16 protein-coding genes and 1 riboswitch are annotated in these 18,564 nt (G+C 44.7%); of the genes, 12 read left to right on the forward strand and 4 right to left on the reverse strand.

The features are described from left to right. Positions 1-102: 102 nt before the first annotated feature. The 9 genes from AC787_RS29550 (at position 103) to AC787_RS29590 (ending at position 12,248) form a co-directional block, all read left to right on the forward strand. A complete protein-coding gene (locus tag AC787_RS29550) occupies positions 103-564 on the forward strand; it encodes a chemotaxis protein CheX (protein WP_054028542.1) in 462 nt (153 codons plus the stop codon). Between the two features lie 77 nt (positions 565-641). After that, positions 642-1,415 carry an SDR family NAD(P)-dependent oxidoreductase gene (locus AC787_RS29555; RefSeq protein ID WP_054028543.1) on the forward strand — a complete coding sequence of 258 codons (774 nt, stop codon included), beginning with the start codon at positions 642-644 and terminating at the stop codon, positions 1,413-1,415. Positions 1,416-1,440: 25 nt separating this feature from the next. Continuing rightward, positions 1,441-2,859: a DEAD/DEAH box helicase gene (locus AC787_RS29560; RefSeq protein WP_054028544.1), complete on the forward strand. Its 1,419-nt coding sequence runs from the start codon at positions 1,441-1,443 to the stop codon at positions 2,857-2,859. Positions 2,860-2,972: 113 nt separating this feature from the next. Next, a complete protein-coding gene (locus AC787_RS29565; protein ID WP_054028545.1) occupies positions 2,973-4,211 on the forward strand; it encodes an S-layer homology domain-containing protein in 1,239 nt (412 codons plus the stop codon). A gap of 179 nt (positions 4,212-4,390) precedes the next feature. Further along, a riboswitch (ZMP/ZTP riboswitch) is annotated at positions 4,391-4,470 on the forward strand. 80 nt (positions 4,471-4,550) lie between these two features. Further along, complete coding sequence (locus tag AC787_RS29570) at positions 4,551-5,261, forward strand: IMP cyclohydrolase (RefSeq protein ID WP_063847718.1); 711 nt, start codon at positions 4,551-4,553, stop codon at positions 5,259-5,261. A 255-nt stretch (positions 5,262-5,516) separates the two neighbouring features. Further along, positions 5,517-6,248, forward strand: coding sequence for a hypothetical protein (locus tag AC787_RS29575; RefSeq protein ID WP_152970802.1), 732 nt, complete (start codon positions 5,517-5,519; stop codon positions 6,246-6,248). Between the two features lie 162 nt (positions 6,249-6,410). Further along, positions 6,411-10,085 carry an S-layer homology domain-containing protein gene (locus AC787_RS29580; RefSeq protein WP_054028548.1) on the forward strand — a complete coding sequence of 1,225 codons (3,675 nt, stop codon included), beginning with the start codon at positions 6,411-6,413 and terminating at the stop codon, positions 10,083-10,085. A gap of 163 nt (positions 10,086-10,248) precedes the next feature. After that, positions 10,249-10,998, forward strand: coding sequence for an ABC transporter ATP-binding protein (locus tag AC787_RS29585; protein ID WP_054028549.1), 750 nt, complete (start codon positions 10,249-10,251; stop codon positions 10,996-10,998). After that, positions 10,998-12,248 carry an ABC transporter permease gene (locus tag AC787_RS29590; protein WP_054028550.1) on the forward strand — a complete coding sequence of 417 codons (1,251 nt, stop codon included), beginning with the start codon at positions 10,998-11,000 and terminating at the stop codon, positions 12,246-12,248. Before AC787_RS29585 ends, AC787_RS29590 begins: the two co-directional genes overlap by 1 nt. A 108-nt stretch (positions 12,249-12,356) precedes the next feature. Here AC787_RS29590 and AC787_RS29595 read toward each other — a convergent pair whose 3' ends face one another. Continuing rightward, a complete protein-coding gene (locus AC787_RS29595) occupies positions 12,357-13,661 on the reverse strand; it encodes an aminotransferase class I/II-fold pyridoxal phosphate-dependent enzyme (protein WP_054028551.1) in 1,305 nt (434 codons plus the stop codon). A gap of 206 nt (positions 13,662-13,867) precedes the next feature. On the opposite strand from AC787_RS29595, the gene AC787_RS29600 reads away from it, so the two are divergent. Continuing rightward, the gene (locus tag AC787_RS29600; protein WP_054028552.1) at positions 13,868-14,653 is read left to right on the forward strand and encodes a helix-turn-helix domain-containing protein; all 786 of its coding nucleotides are present in this window, start codon (positions 13,868-13,870) and stop codon (positions 14,651-14,653) included. Positions 14,654-14,730: 77 nt separating this feature from the next. Here AC787_RS29600 and asd read toward each other — a convergent pair whose 3' ends face one another. Next, complete coding sequence (asd, locus tag AC787_RS29605) at positions 14,731-15,519, reverse strand: archaetidylserine decarboxylase (RefSeq protein ID WP_054028553.1); 789 nt, start codon at positions 15,517-15,519, stop codon at positions 14,731-14,733. 235 nt (positions 15,520-15,754) lie between these two features. Here asd and AC787_RS29610 point away from each other — a divergent pair, with 235 nt between their 5' ends. Together AC787_RS29610 and AC787_RS29615 are read left to right on the forward strand one after the other, a co-directional pair. Further along, a complete protein-coding gene (locus AC787_RS29610) occupies positions 15,755-16,051 on the forward strand; it encodes a hypothetical protein (RefSeq protein ID WP_054028554.1) in 297 nt (98 codons plus the stop codon). Positions 16,052-16,160: 109 nt separating this feature from the next. After that, positions 16,161-16,838, forward strand: coding sequence for an HAD family hydrolase (locus tag AC787_RS29615; protein ID WP_054028555.1), 678 nt, complete (start codon positions 16,161-16,163; stop codon positions 16,836-16,838). A gap of 128 nt (positions 16,839-16,966) precedes the next feature. Here the strand turns inward: AC787_RS29615 and AC787_RS29620 are convergent, their stop codons facing one another. After that, a complete protein-coding gene (locus AC787_RS29620; protein WP_054028556.1) occupies positions 16,967-18,109 on the reverse strand; it encodes a YheC/YheD family protein in 1,143 nt (380 codons plus the stop codon). Further along, positions 18,066-18,563, reverse strand: coding sequence for a GNAT family N-acetyltransferase (locus AC787_RS29625; protein WP_054028557.1), 498 nt, complete (start codon positions 18,561-18,563; stop codon positions 18,066-18,068). The genes AC787_RS29620 and AC787_RS29625 overlap by 44 nt, the downstream gene beginning before the upstream one ends. Between the last annotated feature and the right edge of the window lies 1 nt (position 18,564).

Here is an 18,564-nt window from a genome sequence, read left to right on the forward strand (position 1 = left end):
ACATATATTTTATTTATAGTATACTTGTCCTATTGAATTAAGTATAATATAAAATAAATAAGACAAACCGCGAATTTTGTCGAGAAGGAGCGTATCTTCATAATGAAGGCAGAGTACATTAACCCGTTTCTTGAATCCGCAAAAATCGTGATTGAGCAAGTCGTTCAAATACGTCCAGCGACTGGAGAACTAGGTCTCAAGGATATCAAGTTTGTTGAGAACTATATTTGGATTCAAATCGGACTCAACGGACAGATGAACGGTGACATTGTATTCGGGCTTAGTGAAGAAGTAGCTATGAAAATGGTTTCTGCGATGATGGGCGGATACGTAATTTCTGAAATCGACGAAATTGTAAAGAGTGCTATTTCTGAGCTTGGCAATATGATTAGCGGAAATGCAAGTACGATGCTGTTTAATCAAGGGGTAAGAGTAGACATTACGCCGCCAAAGGTTATCCAGTCTGCTCAATCAGCAGGCTTCACCGCACAAAAAGCATTGACGATTCCACTTATAATGGAAGGCATTGGAGAGCTTGACATCCAAGTTTTAATCGCATCTTAGCATAGAAATGGCTCCTTAGGGAGCTTTTTTTGCGTCTGCAATACCAATCAAGTAAAATTGTAAATGGGTGATGATGGATGTTAAGAGGCAAAGTGATTTTCATCTCCGGAGCATCAAGTGGAATCGGAGCTTTAATGGCTAAAATGCTGGCTGAGCGAGGTGCGATCCCTGTATTGACTGGACGCAACATCTCGAAGTTGAAGGAGATTTCCGCTGCAATAAAAGGGAAAAGCTCGTTCTACCAGATGGATGTGACCGATAATGAACAGGTGAAGCGAACAGTGGAAGCTGTCATAGCGGAATATGGTAAAATAGATGTATTGCTGAACAACGCTGGCTACGGAAAATTCGAGAATTTTATGAGCATGAATGTGGAAAGCTTTGAGCAAATGATGGATACGAACTACTTGGGAATTGTACGCTGTACGAAGGCTGTTGTCCCTCATATGGTGAAGCAAGGAAACGGACATATTGTAAACATAGCATCTTTAGCAGGCAAAATAGGTACTGCCAAATCAACCAGCTATACGGCTACTAAGCATGCGGTACTCGGCTTTACCAACGCGCTTCGAATGGAGCTTCGCGAGCAGGGAATACAAGTATCTGCGGTTAATCCAGGTCCGATCGATACTCCTTTTTTCTCGCTCGCTGATCCTTCCGGCTCTTACGTTAAAAATGTCAATTGGTTTATGATGAAGCCAGAATATGTTGTGAAAAAAATAATTCGTTTAATCGAGCGGAGAAAAGCCGAGCTTGACCTGCCAAATACAGCGGCTTTAGGTATAAAGCTGTATCAATTACTGCCGCGAACGATCGATCGGCTATTCGGCGGTATGTTAAATCGAAAATAAAGGTTTAAATGAGAGAGGATTAAAGATGAGTAAGCACACATGGTATGAAATAGGCATTAATGAACTGCTGGCGAATAAGCTCACAGCAAATGGAATTATTGAACCAACGGATGTACAGGCAAATACGATACCGATTTTGCTTGGAGGCAGCGATGTTTCGGCGAGGTCGCAGACGGGCACTGGTAAAACACTCGCTTATTTGTTGCCGTTGCTGCAGAAGCTGAATTCGCATTCGAGTGCGATTCAAGCGATTATTTTGGCTCCAACGCAGGAACTTGCTATGCAAATTGTTCGTGTAGCGGAAGTGTATGCGGAGCCGCTGAACATTCGTGTTCAGCAATTAATCGGTGGCGCTGCGTTAAAGCGGCAGGTAGAGAAATTGAAGCTGCGCCCGCAACTTGTCATTGGAACACCAGGACGCATTCATGAATTGCTAAAGCTGCGCAAGCTGAAGTTGAATGATGTGAAAAATGTTGTTGTTGATGAAGCGGATCAAGTATTTCAGCTTGGCTCGACGAAAGAGGTCGAGATCATTTTGCACAGCGTCGGTAAAGAACACCAAATTGCTTTTTTCTCCGCGACTTATCCTGATCAAATGGCTCGTTTTGAAGGACGCTGGATGAAAAACCCAGAACGTATTCAAGTTACGCCGGAGCATACCGTATCACAAACGATCGACAACTATTTTATCGTGAGCGACAAGCGTGATAAGACAGATACGGCGAGAAGGCTTGTTCGCTTGCTGAACCCATCATCAGCGCTGCTTTTCCTAAATGATACTGACAATATCTCCAACTGGGAATCGAAGCTTAGTTATGAAGGATTTACTGTCGAGGCTTTGTATGGTGATGCTGATAAACAGCGCCGCGCAGCAACGTTGACACGTTTTCGCGAGGGTCGTTGCCAGTTGCTGCTAGCGACGGATGTTGCAGCGAGGGGTCTTGATATTGAGGGTCTGCCGCTCGTTATTCAGCTTGATCCTGCATCTGATGCGGATCATTATGTGCATCGTGCAGGACGTACGGGTCGTATGGGACGTGCTGGTACGGTTGTTTCCATTGTTACGCCGCAAGAACTGTTTATCATGGAGAAATTCCGTAAGCAGCTGGGCATTGAATTGACAGAGCGGACGATGTTTAGAGGAAAGCTGCTCAGCGAGGAAGAGCTAAGAGAAGCGACAAAACCGTTTGCGGCTCGTCATGAAGCTAAGCTTGCAGATCGCTCGGAGTCTTTGCAGTCGAAGCGGGCAGTGGAGAGCAAAGGTAAACCAGCAGCAGAGAAGCAAACGAAACTTGTAGAAACGAAAGCGATCATTGCTCCGCCAAAACCAAAGCCAGCGGTGAAGCCTGCTCCTAAGAAAGTGGAGCGCAAGCGAGAAGGCAAAAACAAAGGTGCTCCTAAGTGGTTGAAAGCTAAACGTGAGGCCGAGAAAGAACAACAATAAAAAATTTATTTTGAAAGCCACCCTCTTAAATCGAGTTACCTTACCCGAAACGTATGGGCGAAGGTAAAACATGCGGCAAAACCCGCAATCGAAAAAGGAGTGTGGCTTTCTTGATGAAACAAACAGTGTGGAAAAAGACAGCAATTTCTTCGCTTGCGCTGCTAATGCTTGCAGGCGGTGCGACGTCAGCTTTTGCAGATGGTGGTAAAGGCAAAGGGCATGGAGGCGATCGTGATGATGATAAGGGTCGCAATGAGGACAAGCATGATAAGAATGACAAGGATGATAAAAATAAAGTAACATGGCAATTCAAAGATGAAGACGATCTGAAATGGGCAATGGAGTACATTATGCGACTTGCGTCGAAGGGTGTATTTACTGGCTACGAGGATGGTACATTTCAGCCGAATAAGAAGATCAGTCGGATTGAAACGTTGACTGCTGCTGTTAGATTGATGGGCCTACGCGCACAAGCGGAATCAGCAGAGGAAATGAAAACAGAATTGCAATTTAAAGATGCTGATAAAATTGAAAAAAAATATCCGTGGGCGGTTGGTTACGTTGCGGTTGCGCTAGAGAACGATCTATTCTCCGAGACAGAATCAGAAGTGAAACCGGAAGTGAACGCAACCAGATTATGGTCCACGATCCTTCTCGTAAAAGCGCTTAAACTGGAAGATGAAGCGAAGGCGCTTAACAATACGAAGCTTGACTTCAAGGATGCAAAAGAGATTCCTGCAGGATCTGTCGGTTACGTTGCTCTTGCTTTGCAGAAAGGTATTATTACTGGCTACGATGATAAGCATGGAAAAACGTTCCGTCCTAATCAGCCTGTGACACGTGCAGAGCTAGCGGCGCTTCTAGATCGTACAGATACTGAAATGCCTGATCATGATGCGCAAGCAATTACTGGCAAGCTCAAAGCAGCTCCTGCTGATGGTAAGCTGACGGTAGTTAAAGGAGATAACACTGAGGTTTCACTAGCATTAGACTCGAATGTGTTTATTTTCCGCGATGATAAGAAATCGCCTGTAAGCGCCCTTCGAGCAGGTGACGAGGTACTCGTTCGCACGTATCTCAATCGCATCGTATTTATTGAAGTCATAAAGTCTGCTCCTGTTAGTACATTTTTCTCGGCGACTGGAATTATTAATACATTAACGTTCAATAATGAGGCAAAACTGACGAAGGTTTCTCTTATTACTCGTTATGAAAATTCAAATCCAGTTGTCTCGGAATTCAACATTGATTCGAGCGTAGCGATTACGGGTGATTCCTCTCAGCTGAAGGTAGGTCAATCTGTACAAGTGAAAGGCGACAACGGAACGGTAAAATCAATTGAAGTGAAATAAGTTTTGAATAAGATGGGCATCATCCACTGCGATGATGCCTTTTTTGTTTTTACTTGAAATCAAGCAAAATATTCAGTTTTACTTCATTTTGATACATATGAACAAAGTGCTTTTACAGACAGGCTGCTAAAAAGAGCTTGATTTTAATTGTTATATCGAACTATAATAAATGTAATTTTTTAGGTGTGTGCAACTGGCGTAAACGTGGATGACCACGAGGGAGCACATATTTCATATGTCGTACGCCTGGGCAAAGTATTTGATCTATGATCAGATGCTTTTTTTATTTTCAAAGAAGCTTTAGTATTTTTTGAAAAAAAAAAAATTGAGGTGAGTACATTGCATTCATTTGAAAATCAGTTATTTGATGATCCGTATCCTGGCAGGACCATAATTGTGGGGATGAGCCCATCAGGGAAACACTATGTACAAGTTTATTGGATAATGGGAAGAAGTGCGAACAGTCGTAACCGAATCTTCGAGCGTGATCAGCAATTTGTAAGAAACACAGCATATGATGCCGCGAAAATGGAAGACCCTTCATTGATTATCTATTATCCTATAAAGAATATAAATGGGATGCACATCATTTCCAATGGAGATCAGACCGACACTATCTATGCAGGTTATGTCAAAGGAAAGTCGTTTGAAGACTCGTTGAAAAGCAGAGAGTTTGAACCGGATGCACCCCATTATACGCCTCGTATTTCAGGTGTAATAGACACGCAATCGGAAACATACATTTTGTCCATCTTGAAAACTAGACAAAATGATCCGTCCGTATGCATACGTCATTTCTTTCATTATAATCCTTTTACAAAAGGAACAGGTCATTGCCTTCACACTTATAAAGGTGAGGGAAAAGGTGTGCTTCGACCTTTCGATGGAGAACCGCTAGAGGTGCCTTTATTTGATTCAATGGATGAAACTGCTCAGTTTTACTGGAGCAACATAAATGTCGACAATAAAATCTCACTGCTTATAAAGTTCATTAGTACGCAGGATCGTACGGCAGAATTTAAAATAATGAATAAGAATCAGACGTTTTAATATCAATATCATTAATTCCGACAAAAACGATGGGAAAAATTAAAAAATCGTTGACAGGGCTGTTTTTGAGGAATAATATAGGAATATATTCAAAGTGAGTTGAAGAACCATTTTGTGGGATGACAAAAGAAGATAATCTACTGGACCACCAGAGATTCAATAGGAGCGCAGTTCTGCGCCTTGTTGGGTCTCCTTTTTTTATCCAAAAAAAACAAAAAAAGCTCAATGAGCGAAACGAAAGGGATGTTTACAATCATGAAAAAACTAACACTAACATTAATTTCTGCAACAATAGCCTTCTCAGCCTTGACCTATGTGGTCGTATCTGCCAAACAGGCACAAGGTGCTCCTGCAGTGAAGAACAATCCTGCAATTACTACCGTAGCAACAGAAGAGAATCAATCCAAAATCATTACTATTGCTGAGACAGATGAGAAAAAACCAGAGGTAAGCACAAGCGCAGCAGAAGGTGAAAAACAACCGCAAGCAAGTACTGCGGAATCGATAGAGGTTAGTCAACCGGAAGCAGAAAAAGCTGAAACGAAACAAGAGGATAAGCCAAAAGTTAGCCTTGCTGTAGATAAAAAGGAAGTTGCGCCGGCAACCAAAACTGCAGCAGTAAAGGAAGAGGCAGCACCTAAAGCAAATACATCGGTAGAAAAAGAAGCAACACAGCCGAAAAAGGCTGTCGAGCCTAAAGCAGCAACGACTGTGAAAGAAGAAAGCCAGCCTAAAGCAGCAGCCGTTGTAAAAGAGGAACCAAAAGCATCAGCACCTGTTGTGAAAGAAGAAACGCAATCGAAACCAGCGGAGCCAGCTGCGAAAGAAGAAAAGAAATCATCTAATTCGGTCTCATTCGTGAAAAAAGATACGGTACAGCCGAAAGCATCGTCCTCATCCTCAGAGGCTCCAGCCTCTTCATCATCATCCTCGTCTTCCGAAGGTCAACAGTCAGCACCATCGACGACGGAAGAAGAAATCTGCTAGAAACAAGAAATACGTATCATGAGTTATGAGATGGGGGTGGTCATACGAGGAAGATCAGCCTCGTATGACCGGCACCCTGCACGAAATCTTGAAGCGACTAGTGGAGAATACATATTTCACACTTGGCACAACGACAAAATTTGATGAAAACGAGGAATGAACATGAAATTACAATTAAATGCATCCAAAAGATGGTTAGCCCTTATATTGGCTGCGTTATTAATTTTGCCAGCTGCCAATATTGTTAATGCCAATCCAGCTTCGGAAACTCTAGTAAATAGCGGCGCCAGCCATTATAACTATTTTAATAATGTGTATGATCATTTGGAGGATGAGAACCATATTCTTCAAACCGTAACCTATGAAGATATTATTAATCTCTTTGACAGCGAAGGGACGTATGTTGTTCTGTTTGGCGGGGCTTGGAGCGATAAAATGCAAGCGAATATAGGATTTATTAATCAGGTGGCGAAGCAATATGGCGTGAAAACCATTTATAACTTTGACACGAGGTTAGATGGCGAATCACTAGAAATTGCTGAAACGCAAACGAAAGAAATCAAAGTTGGCAGCAACACTTTTGATTTTGCAGAAGCATATGTCGAGCTGGTCAAAAAATATTTAACGAACCTCGATGAAGTACTTCCAGCAGGAGATATCGTCAGCTATACGAAAAAAGACAATAAAGGCACAGTAATTTCAGAAGGCTCAGCGAAAAAAATTGAAGCACCATTCCTGTTTGTGTATAACAAAAAGAAAATTGTTTCCTCTTTGGCTTCAACGAATGTATGGAACGATTACTTAACAAATGGTGTTTTGGACACGGGCAAAGTAGATGCTTACAAAGCAAAAGTGAGTCAAGTATTTGAAGGAATCACTTCATTTGATACGATTAACCGTTCGAATTCTATCAAAGCAGCTTTCATTAGAAACGGATCAATCATCAATAAAAAAGAAACAGTTATTTTTGACGAATCGGATGGCGAGCTCGTATTTGAACATGTAACCTATCACCAATTGACGAAGATTCTCGAGAGCGAAGGGAATTATACGATCTTATTCGGCGGCTCTTGGTGCCCGAATACGCAAGCAGCCATTAAGTTTATTAACGAGTATGCGAAAAAAAATAATATTGATAAAGTTTATTTTTGGGACACCAAGCTGGATTCAGGAATTTCGATTCTGGATCTTAATAAAGACGAGAACGCTGACCCGCATAACGGAACATTCTTTCAAACAAGAGATACGAATCATCCTTACGCCAATCTGTATGTAGATTTGATTAACAAATATTTGCCTGATATCAAAACACAATATGTAAAAGCAAGCAACAATGTAAAGTATACGAATGAGAACGGCGTAGAAGTAATCGCAAGCAAAGCTCAGGTTCCTTACCTCTTTCAATATAACAAAGACAACAAGGATGCTGATGGCAACAGAGCTCCGATTCTTGGGCATATTGAATTGATGTATTCTTGGACCAATATTCAACCTGATTATGTAAGCAGCGGGCTTACTGGTGTGAATTACAATAACTATACGAATGCTTTGAACAGCCTATTCGCAAGAGTTGAGGCTACACCAACAGGGCTGACAGCGGTTAAACCAACCTCATCCGATGAAAATGATGGTCAAATTACAGGAACGAAAGGTAAAGCGCTTGAATACAAGCTTGAAAGTGAAACGGATTACAAGGCTGTAACTGGTGATGCAATAACTAACTTAGTGCCAGGTACTTACAATGTTAGATATGCATCCAAGCTTGGATACAATGGTCCTCATACAGCAGGAATTCCCGCAGCTGTTTCGTACAAAGCGGGCGAAGCTGTAAACGTAGTGGTTCCATCCTTTATTCAAGACCAAGCTGCACCAACAGGGCTGGCAGGCGTTGCACCAACGACGGCAGCTAACAATGACGGTAAAATTACTGGAACGACGACAGCGCTTGAATACAAGTTGTCTAATTCGTTATCCGATTATATTCGTGCAACAGAACCGTCTGTTACAGATCTTGTTTACGGTACTTATGATGTTCGTTATGCGGCAAAAGAGGGATATCGCCCAAGTCCTAGAGTTGAGGTTGTTATTCCGGCTTATGGCGAGGAAGCGCAAGAAGCGCCGACTGGCTTAACAGGCGTATCACCGACAACGATTGCTAATAACGATGGACAAATTACAGGAACGACTGCAGCTCTAGAATACAGATTAGATGGAACGGATACTTATCAAGCGGCAACAGAACCAGCGATCACTGGTCTCGCAGCAGGCACCTACAATATCAGATTTGCAGCTAAACCTGGATTCAGTGCAAGCCCAGCAATTGATATCGTTATCAAAGCGTTTGCTCTACAAGAGCAGCTAGAACCATCTGGCTTGACGGGTGTAGCTCCTACCTCTTCAGCTAATAATGATGGACAAATTACAGGAACAACGACAGCACTTGAATACAAGCTGTCAGGAGCTGAGTCCTATCAAGCGGCTACAGCGCCATCTATTACTGGTTTATCATCAGGCACTTACAACGTGAGGTTTGCGGCTAAAGAAGGCTATAATGCCGGCGCAGTGCTAGATGTCATTGTACCTAATTATGTATCCCCTCCAAGTGGTGGAAACAATGGCCCAAATCCAACGCCAACACCTACACCTCCAGCAGGCGGAGATAATGATGGTACAGCACCAACAGCAACGATAACAGCAACAACCGATGCTGCGACAGGAGCAACCGTAGCGAAAGCAACCGCAGCTTCTATTACAAGCCTGGTTGAGCTTGCTAAGAAAGCGGAAGCAGCAGGCAAAACCTCTGTCGTTGAGCTTAAGGTTGAAGCTACAGCTAAAACTAAATCTGTAGAGCTGAGCATTCCTAGAAAATCGTTTAATGAAGTAGCTTCAAGCACAAATGCGGGTGTGAAGGTCAATCTTGGCGTTGGCACTGTCGTTTTTGACGCAAAAGCAATTGAAAGCATCAGCAATTCGGCTGAAGCGGGTGACATCAGCATTATTATTACGAAAGTAGAGCTGACTGACGAGGGCAAGGAAGCTTTGGGTGACAGACCGGTTTATGATTTCTCCGTATTCGCAGGAACTACCCAGCTTACAAGCTTTGGCGGCAGCAATGTGCAAGTTAGTGTGCCTTATACTTTAAAAGCCGGAGAAGATCCAAATGCTGTAGTGGTCTACTATGTAACGGATTCCGGCAGCTTGGAAACGATCCGCGGGAAATACAACGCGGGCACAGGAACGGTAAACTTTGTTACGACACATTTCTCCCAGTACATTGTAGGATACAATAAAGTAAACTTTACGGATGTATCGGGTGCCGCTTGGTATAAGGATGCAGTTGGATTCCTTGCAGCAAGAAGCATTACAACAGGTACAGACGAGAACCATTACAGCCCGAATGCGACAGTAACGAGAGGACAATTCATCGTCTTGTTATTGAAAGCATACGGCATCGCGCCTAATGAAACAGAGACAGCTAATTTTGATGATGCAGGCGATACCTACTACACGAATTACTTGGGAGCTGCGAAGCGCCTTGGTATAACGAAAGGTGTAGAAGGCAATAAATTTGAGCCTGACAGCAAAATTACACGTCAAGACTTATTCACACTTCTATATCGTGCGCTTGAAGTGCTTGGTGAACTACCTAAAGCACAAACCAATGATTCTGTATCGAACTTCAGTGATGCAAGTCAGATCGCAAGTTATGCAGGCGATGCGTTCAAGGTACTGCTTGAAGGCGGCATTATTACTGGAAGCAATTCGAAGCTGAGTCCTAAGGATGTGTCCACAAGAGCTCAAGTGGCACAAGTATTGTATAATCTGCTTTCAAAGTAGTATTCATCCCAACAGTAAAGAAATGGGCAGCCTCTGGCTGCCCATTTCTTCGTTTTGGAGAATGATCCATTCGAACACAAATCATTGCTTTCTTTGATATTAGTCCGATAATTCGGTATGCTGTTTACTAGATAAACTAATTTGTATGGTTGAAGGTGATAGGATGGAGTCTATTTTACAGGTGAGTGGATTAATCGGCGGTTATAGCCCGAGAAGACCCGTACTGCATGACATCTCCTTTGAGGTGAAAGCCGGTGAGATGGTAGGTTTAATCGGTCTGAATGGTGCTGGAAAGAGCACGACTATCAAACATATTTTAGGTTTAATGAAGCCGCAGGTTGGAGAAGTAAAGGTTGATGGCGTTACGCTGGAGGAAGAAACAGAGCGATATAGAAGTGCATTTGCTTATGTACCGGAGACGCCTGTACTATTTGATGAGCTGACAGTTGAGGAGCATTTACGCTTAACGGGTATGGCCTACAGCGTAAAGGATAAGCATTATGAGGAACGCGAGGAAGAGCTGCTGAAGCAATTCCAGATGGCGCCAAAGCGTAAAGCCTTTGCGGCTCACTTATCCAAAGGCATGAAACAAAAGGTCATGATCATGAATGCGCTGCTTGCAGAGCCGCCGCTGTACATCATCGATGAGCCTTTTCTAGGGCTTGACCCGCTTGGTATACGCTCTTTGCTCGAGCGGCTGGTTGAAGTGAAACAAAAGGGAGCGGCCATTCTTATGAGCTCGCATATCCTGTCCACAGTCGAAGCATATTGTGACCGGTTTATCGTCATGCATCACGGTAAAATCGTCGCTATAGGCACACTCGATGATATCAGACAAGCTGCAGGCTTGGAGATGCGCGGTGGTTCTCTGGAGGATGCCTTCTATAAGCTAGTTACTGGGGGCAACGTTTGATGAGTCATGTTCGCAAGCTGGAGATGATGTGGCAGCAAAGAGCAAAGGCATTCCGAGGGGAAACGCTGCCTTATTTTCGGTATATGGGGCAAAGCGGCTTCCCAGCTTTTATGTCTTTAATCTTGATCTCCTCCACGATTGGATACATAAATTTAATTCGTCATATGCCAGCCAGCTTTCCCTTTGCGACGGTCGGTGTTATTGCATTAACTCTGGTGTTATGTTGGAGTCCCCTTCGTACGTGGCTTGGGGCCGGAGACGTCGTCTTTATGATGCCGCGTGAGGCAGAGATGGCCGGTTATTTGCGCTTATCGTTCCGTCATACTTCAATTGCTTGTTCGATACTAGCTGCCATTGTGTTTCTTCTTTATTTGCCGATCTATAACCAAGGCCCAGCCATTAACGGCGCATTGCTTCTTGCAGTCGTAGCTGCCGCTCTGAAGGCGGGTAATGTATGGGGAGCATGGAAAGAGCGCCGAATGACTTGGGCTGGCATGCGACGTCTAATGCGTGTGCTGCGCTGGGCAATGACAGCATTGACGCTGGCTGCTTGGCTTACTTGTACCGCTTGGCAGGCTGCAGGGTTTACACTGCTCATCGGTATATTGTCTATGCTACTTTATCGTCTTCCAACAAAACATCCTTTTCCTTGGGAAAGGCTGATTGAAGAGGAAGCAAGGACACGCAAACGGTATTATGTTTTTTTTGGATTGTTTATCGATGTACCTACACTCCCATCGAGTATAGCAAGAAGATCTTATTTAAGTTGGATTCTGCGTACGATACCGTATTCGAATTGCAATACATTCGTTTATCTCTATACGGCATCTATGCTTAGAACCGAGATGGGCGGAATTATACTAAGGCTGCTTATTCTCGGCTGCCTCATCACCTATTGGTTTGCTGAAGCCGTATCGCTATCTGGTTATGGCAGTGTTCTCGTATTTTTTATTTTTATGGGACTCATTGCTGTTCAATTAGGCGGCTTGCGTCATATCCATCGTTATTCGGTTTGGAAGCATGTGTACCCATTGCCGGAAAAACAGCGAATCGAGCAATATTTGAAAATCGATCGTTTGGCGATGGTGCTGTGCACGCTGCTGCTGTGGCTGTTTGTTGCTTTGCCGCTGGCTTTGGCGGGCGGCGTATACGTCCCTTCGCTCATAGCTATTGTTCTTGCCGTCATGTATATCGGCATTCGTCCAGCCCGTTTGCGCAAGAAGCTTGCGATAGATGAGGATGAAGACTAAGCAGAGCAGACTGAATACAAAAAAGAACTCCTGAGAGAAGCATTCGTAAAGAAATGCTGACTCAGGGGTTCTTTTTGCAATTATTCGCGAATGAAGTGCGAGTGTTTATTATACTTTTTGAGCAATCAAATCGTTAACCGCTTTGAAAATCGTATCGAACAGCTCTTCAAGATTTTCTTCCTCGATGCAAGAGAAAGCAACGCGTAGATCCGTTTCTCCTAGAGCAATCGTACCGATTCCGTATTGGTTCAACAAGTGTACACGTACGGACTCAGCCGTAACACCACTTAGGGTCAGGCACATAAAGTAGCCGGAGTTGAACGGGTAATACCCCCAAACATCGCCATAACGGCCGCTGTCGAGCAATGATTTCACGCGATTAGCGCGGCGTTTCATAATATCGTATTTCTCTGCTTTTTGAGCTTCGAATTCAGGCGACGTCAAGGCGCGCAATACGAACGTTTGTGATGGATGAGGGCCGCTGGAAATGGTCGCACGAATAATCCCGATCGTTTTTTGCTCCAACGCGTTTAATGTAGGCGCGGAAGTTGAGCCATAAGTAATGAAGCCTACGCGGAAGCCCCATACATATTCTTCCTTTGTTGCCCCGTCAACTTTAACAGCAAGCACGCGCGGATGCAGATCAGCGAGTTTGGAGAACAACGATTCTTGCAACGAATCTTCGAAAAACAAACCAAAATAAGCATCGTCTGTTACGACGACTACATTGATTCCAGCTTCCGCACCATCGCGAATGGCAGCGATGATTTCTTCGCCTTCCTGTGGACCAGGCGTATAGCCAGTAGGATTATTCGGGAAGTTCAGTACTACGATGGCTTTCCCTTTATCCTTCTGAGCAAGCAACGCTTCGCGAAGGCCAGCGCTGTTGAAACGTGTTTGATCATTGTAAAGCGGGTATTCTACAATTTCAGCACCGCGGCGGATACCGAATGTCAACTCGTAGTTTTCCCAGTTTTTGTTGGGAATAATTACAGCGTCACCAGCGTTAGCGAATAGATCAGCCACGATGCTAAGACCATGCGTCAATGCATTCGTAACGACTGGCGTGCCAAAACCCTTTGATTCAAGAGAAGGATTGTCTTTGATCATCTTGGTACGCCAAGCAGCGCGAAGCTCTGGCTTACCGCCAGGAGGCGCGTATTCATATATATCTTTCGGATTGTAAGCAGAGAGGGTATCTTGGATGACCTTAAGGTGCATCGGTTGTCCGCCTTCTGTTGCTATTCCGATAGTAGCGTTAAATTTCGTTGCTTTCGTTTTTGCTTCGGCGGACTGGCTGAGAATGCCCTCCTTCGGGAAATAAATCGCTTTGCCTAAGTCTGACAACATCGCATAGACGTTAGGGCTTTCTGCTTGTAACGTCTCGTTTAATTGCTGAGCAAGTGGGTTCATGGACTTTATTCCATCCTTCCGAAATCATTCATTTGAATTTAGTATAATTAGGCGTTAGCCGTTTACGCTTGTCGGGTGCTATTATAACATTTTTTTAGAGATGGAAACCATTCACAAAGCAAATTTTTTCGTAACATTATCTGGCTTGCGCAATAGTTTCTCCCTGTTGTATGATGACGGCATAGATTTGTACAGGAGGTTTCCTTATGCTGCACATTTCGCCTAATTCGTTCATCCTGTTACCTGCGTTTGCCAAAATCGTATGCGAGCCAGGTTGGAGATGGGCGAGACGCGAGAAGCCGATGGCCAATTTTGATTTATTTTATGTTTGGAGCGGAGAAGGGGAAGTCGAAGTCAACGGTACTCACTATGACGTAGGACCCGGAAGCTGCTTCCTGTTTCGTCCGGGCGATTACACAAGCGCCACTCATATCCCGCAACGGCCGCTCGTTTTATCCTATATTCATTTTGCGATTAACGAAACGATAGATGCTGTGCCGAGTCGATATAGGCAATTGAATGACACGGTCGACTTTGAATATATGCTCTCACGATATGTAAGGCTGTTTCTTGTGAAGACTTATGCAGCGGAAGAGGAAGCGCAGCTCGTTCTTAAGCAGCTGATGATTCATTTGCTTAGAGAGGACAAGCAGCTGCCAGTTGAGAAGAAGGCAAGCAACCAATTGACTGAGGCTATTCATGAGGTGGCCAACTTTGTTCGGCAAAATCCAAGTATTGCGCATCGTGTAGAGGATTTAGCGATGCGGGCACAGCTGTCACCGCGATATTTTTCAATGAAATTCAAAGAGCTGATCGGCATGTCTGTGCAAACCTACATGATTCGCACGAGAATTGAACGGGCACAGCATTTGCTTATGCACGCGGGTATGAATGTGACCGAGGTAGCGGATGCGCTGGGCTATCGGGATATCTTTTTTTTCAGCAGGCAATTTAAACAATATACGGGACGAAGCCCCTCGGAGATAAGATAGGCTTATTAACCAAAAACCCCGAATTCACTCATCGCTGAGGAATTCGGGGTTTTTGGTTTGAAGCTAGTCTGCTTCGGCTAGCTTTCGTGGAGCGAGCCGAGCTTCTCACCCATACGCACCTTTGTGCCAAGCAAGTTGTTGTCACGCGGTGTAAAGGTTCCATCTTCAAGCAGCAGCACAACGGTAGAGCCGAACTCAAAGTAAGCGAGCTCTTCTCCCTTGAACAGTTCCTCCTTGAGTGGCTGTACATATTGAATGCTGCTTACATTCATTGCACCGACTTTGACGACGGCTGTTTCCCCTGCATGATGCTGCATATAGGTAATTAGCCGCTCGTTGCGACTAAGCACTCTGCGCATATGCCGGAGGCCAAAGTCATTGACTGGATAAACCTTGCCGACGATATGCTCGCGCTCCACTACACGCCCGCTGACTGGCGTATGTATGCGATGGTAATCTGTCGGACTCAAATAAAGAACGATATAATAGCCGTTCATATAATTCGCAGTTCGTGGAGATCGGTTAAGGAGCTCCTCGATCGTATAGTCCTGCCCCTTTACGTTAACAATCGTGCCGCTGTTTATCGCACCCACTCCAGTAATGAGGGCATCAACAGGGCTGACTAGTGAGTCTTCATCTGCATGCACATCACGCAGCCCAGGTTTTAATCGCCTTGTAAAAAACTCGTTTAACGTTTTATATTGGGCTAGAGGTTTTTCTGCTTCCTCTATCTTTATGCCGTATGTCGCAGCGAAACGGGCAATAAATCGACGGCTGGCAGCCGATTGCGCGAATCTTCCGGATATGCGGGATATCCATTTGCGCGAGCTTAATTCTGTCATGGAACGAAGCAGCCATTTTATCATACGTGAACTGTCACGTCCTTTCCTGCAAGGAGGTATTCATCCTCACACCCACCACACAGTGTGACATATCCGGTTCTATTTTTCAATATGCAACTGCTTTCCTTTCCATGTTTGAACCCAAATGCCGATGGCTGCTGCCGTTAAGATGCCAATTCGCCTTATTCTTATTCCAACAGTCAATGCGAGGTTTAAGAGCACAACAAATGACCGAACCTAACACATGAGGTGATGACGAATGATCATTTTAATTGGTGCTGCATTAGCAGTTGGAGCAGTCCTCATTGGCTGGTTGAGTCGAATGAGTGTCACAGTAAGCCGTATTTTGGATGGGCTTGCGGTAGCGGCCATATTTTTATTTTTTGTAACAGCAGCGGATGCCATTGCACAAACTCTCATTGATGATACGGTGTTTATGACGGAGGTGCATCGTGTGCTCGAAAATATGTTTTTTTTGACCAGCGGCGCCTATCTTGGCCCCTATGCGCTAGCGAGAATAGCGTTGCTGCCTGCTTCTATGTTTAGTCGGAAATGACGAACGAGCTTCCGAGGTAGACGAAGCACGTCATTAAGACTCATCAAGTCTTGCGATCATTTCCTGAATTCCGTTATGATAAGAGCAGACTTTGAAGGAGGATAAAGCGATGAGTGAACATAATTTGCGTAAGCCTGAAGCTGTCATTTTTGATATGGATGGAACATTGTTTGAAACGGATAAATTGCTAGTACCTGTTCATCACCGCGTTTTCGAGACGCTTAGGAAAGAAGGCCTCTATGAGCATGAGATGCCGCCAGTGGAGCGTCTGCTTAGTTGCTTAGGCATGCTGCTGGAAGATATTTGGCGGCAGGTAATGCCGGATAGCACAGAGGCAGCGCGGAAGCGTGCAGATGACTTGCTGCTACAATACGAGCTCGAAGGTTTGGAAAAAGGTGAAGGTCAGCTTTACCCATTCGTAGAGGAAACGCTGCGTGAGCTGCATACGCGTGGGATCAAGCTGTTTGTGGCGAGCAATGGACTTGAGGAATATGTGAAGGGTGTCGCTGAGTTTAAAGGTATTGCACCTCTGTTTGATGGTTTATATAGTGCAGGAGAATATGAGACTTCAAGCAAAGTCGATTTAGTAGCACGCTTGCTTAAAGATCACAATATTAAATCGGCATGGATGGTAGGAGACCGATCTTCCGATGTAGAAGCGGGAAAAGGTAACGGTCTCCAAACGATCGGGTGTGCGTATGCGACATATGGACGTGCTTCCGAGATCGAGGGAGCAGATGTGCTGATTAGCGATTTCCGCGAGCTTCTTCCTTTGCTGGTACAATAACGATCGGTTTTTCTGAGTTAAAGCTTATGTATAGCAAAAAAACACCTGTTAGGGGAGGCCTCTTGTAGGCGCAGTCCCTTGCAGGTGTGAGCTTTGCTGCTATGATTTTCAAACGTTCGGCCATATCATTACTCCATATCCGCTGCGGTAACATGAACCTCTTTTCCGTTCCTTCGCTTCTTCTGGTTATAAAGCCAGAGTGCATATTCCAGAGGCCGAATAATCGCTTTGCGATAAACCTCCTTCTCTCCCGCCTGTGCAAATACTTCCCTAGCTGGCTTCGGATTAACCTCGAGCAGCCAAATACCGCCTTTTCGATCAATCGCCAAATCGAGAGCTAGTTCACAAAGTCTTCCACAATTTTGCTCTAAATAAGCGGCAATGCCGACCCCGATCTTCTCCGCTTCTTCCTTGACCTGCTTTGCTTTGCTCTCATCACGTAGCCATTCCTTTAGCAAGGCGCTCATTGTAGCTGCATGGCCGCCGCCATGTAAATTAGAAGTAATGCTGCCTGCTGCTCCGATTCTTCCTGCACATCCGGTGACTTCCCAATTGCCTTCTCTGTTTTTTTGAACCAGCATCCGATAATCATGCACACGTCCGCTAGCAAGCTTTATTTGAATGCCCTGCTGGGCAATATAGCGTTTGCCTTTCAAATTCCAAGGTTCCAAATAGCTGTTTAATTCTGCAGTCGAAATAAATTGCGGCCTTATAATGCGCCTGGATTGGTCGCGGCCCTGAATGTGAAGCTGTCCGTCCTTGCCTTTCTCGATTCGCAAGATACCTCTGCCGCCGGTTCCATTGATGGGTTTGAGGTACACGCGAGTGTATTTCTTGATCATGTCGGTAATCTCTTGATTGTCGTTCACATACTTCGTGGCAGGCAGATAGCTCTTATAACGAGAATCTTTCGTTAATATGCTGTGGATCGTCCATTTGTTACGAAGTGGGCGATTAAGAAACGTAAGATGCCCATAGTGTTCGCGAAACTTCTTGAGCTGCTCAAAGCGGTAGGTTCGTTGAATACGGCAGCGATCATAAATCATATTTGGAAACGATGTCCATCTTCGTGACCACGTTTTTGTGTCAAGATTGTAGAACTGTGCATGAATTTTATTATCTTTATAGTTGACGTCCTTTGGCGTAAACACAAAGACGCTTAGTCCCAGGTTTCGTCCAGCGGAAGTCATTTTCTGATAAATGGAACGTTCCTCCAGTAAGCCGGCTTCATTGAGGTATAGAGTCAGGATGCCTAGGACAGGCTGTTTCATTTGTGGTTCTCCTTTCAAAGCGTAGCGTCGGTTTGCCTGTAGGACCTCTATGCATGGATACCGCAGTCATTCCTAAACGAAAACATAATGCCATGCTTGCGGTGTTGTCCGTTGCCACATTGCAAGTGAGCTTGCCTAAACGCTGAATCATGGCTTTGACGAGTGAACTGCCAATCCCGAGGCTTCTAGCTTCGGGATGAACGACGACCATGCAAGCGGCTTCGCCTCCGTCTTCTGCAAAGCCAAAGCCGACGACGCGGCTTCCCTGCTTGGCGACAACTGCGACCGCGCTGCATAGGCGGTTCACTCCTTCTTGTAATAATGAGGCATCGAGCTTTCTAAGCGCATGTATAGTCGATACTGCAAGTCGCTTATCCCCGAAGCGAATGGCAAAGCCGATGAGTCTTTTTTGTTCCGCTAACCATACTTCCGGTGTAAGCAACTCTAGTTCCACG

The sequence above is a fragment of the Bacillus sp. FJAT-28004 genome (assembly GCF_001280845.1).
Lineage (GTDB): Bacteria > Bacillota > Bacilli > Paenibacillales > Paenibacillaceae > Pristimantibacillus.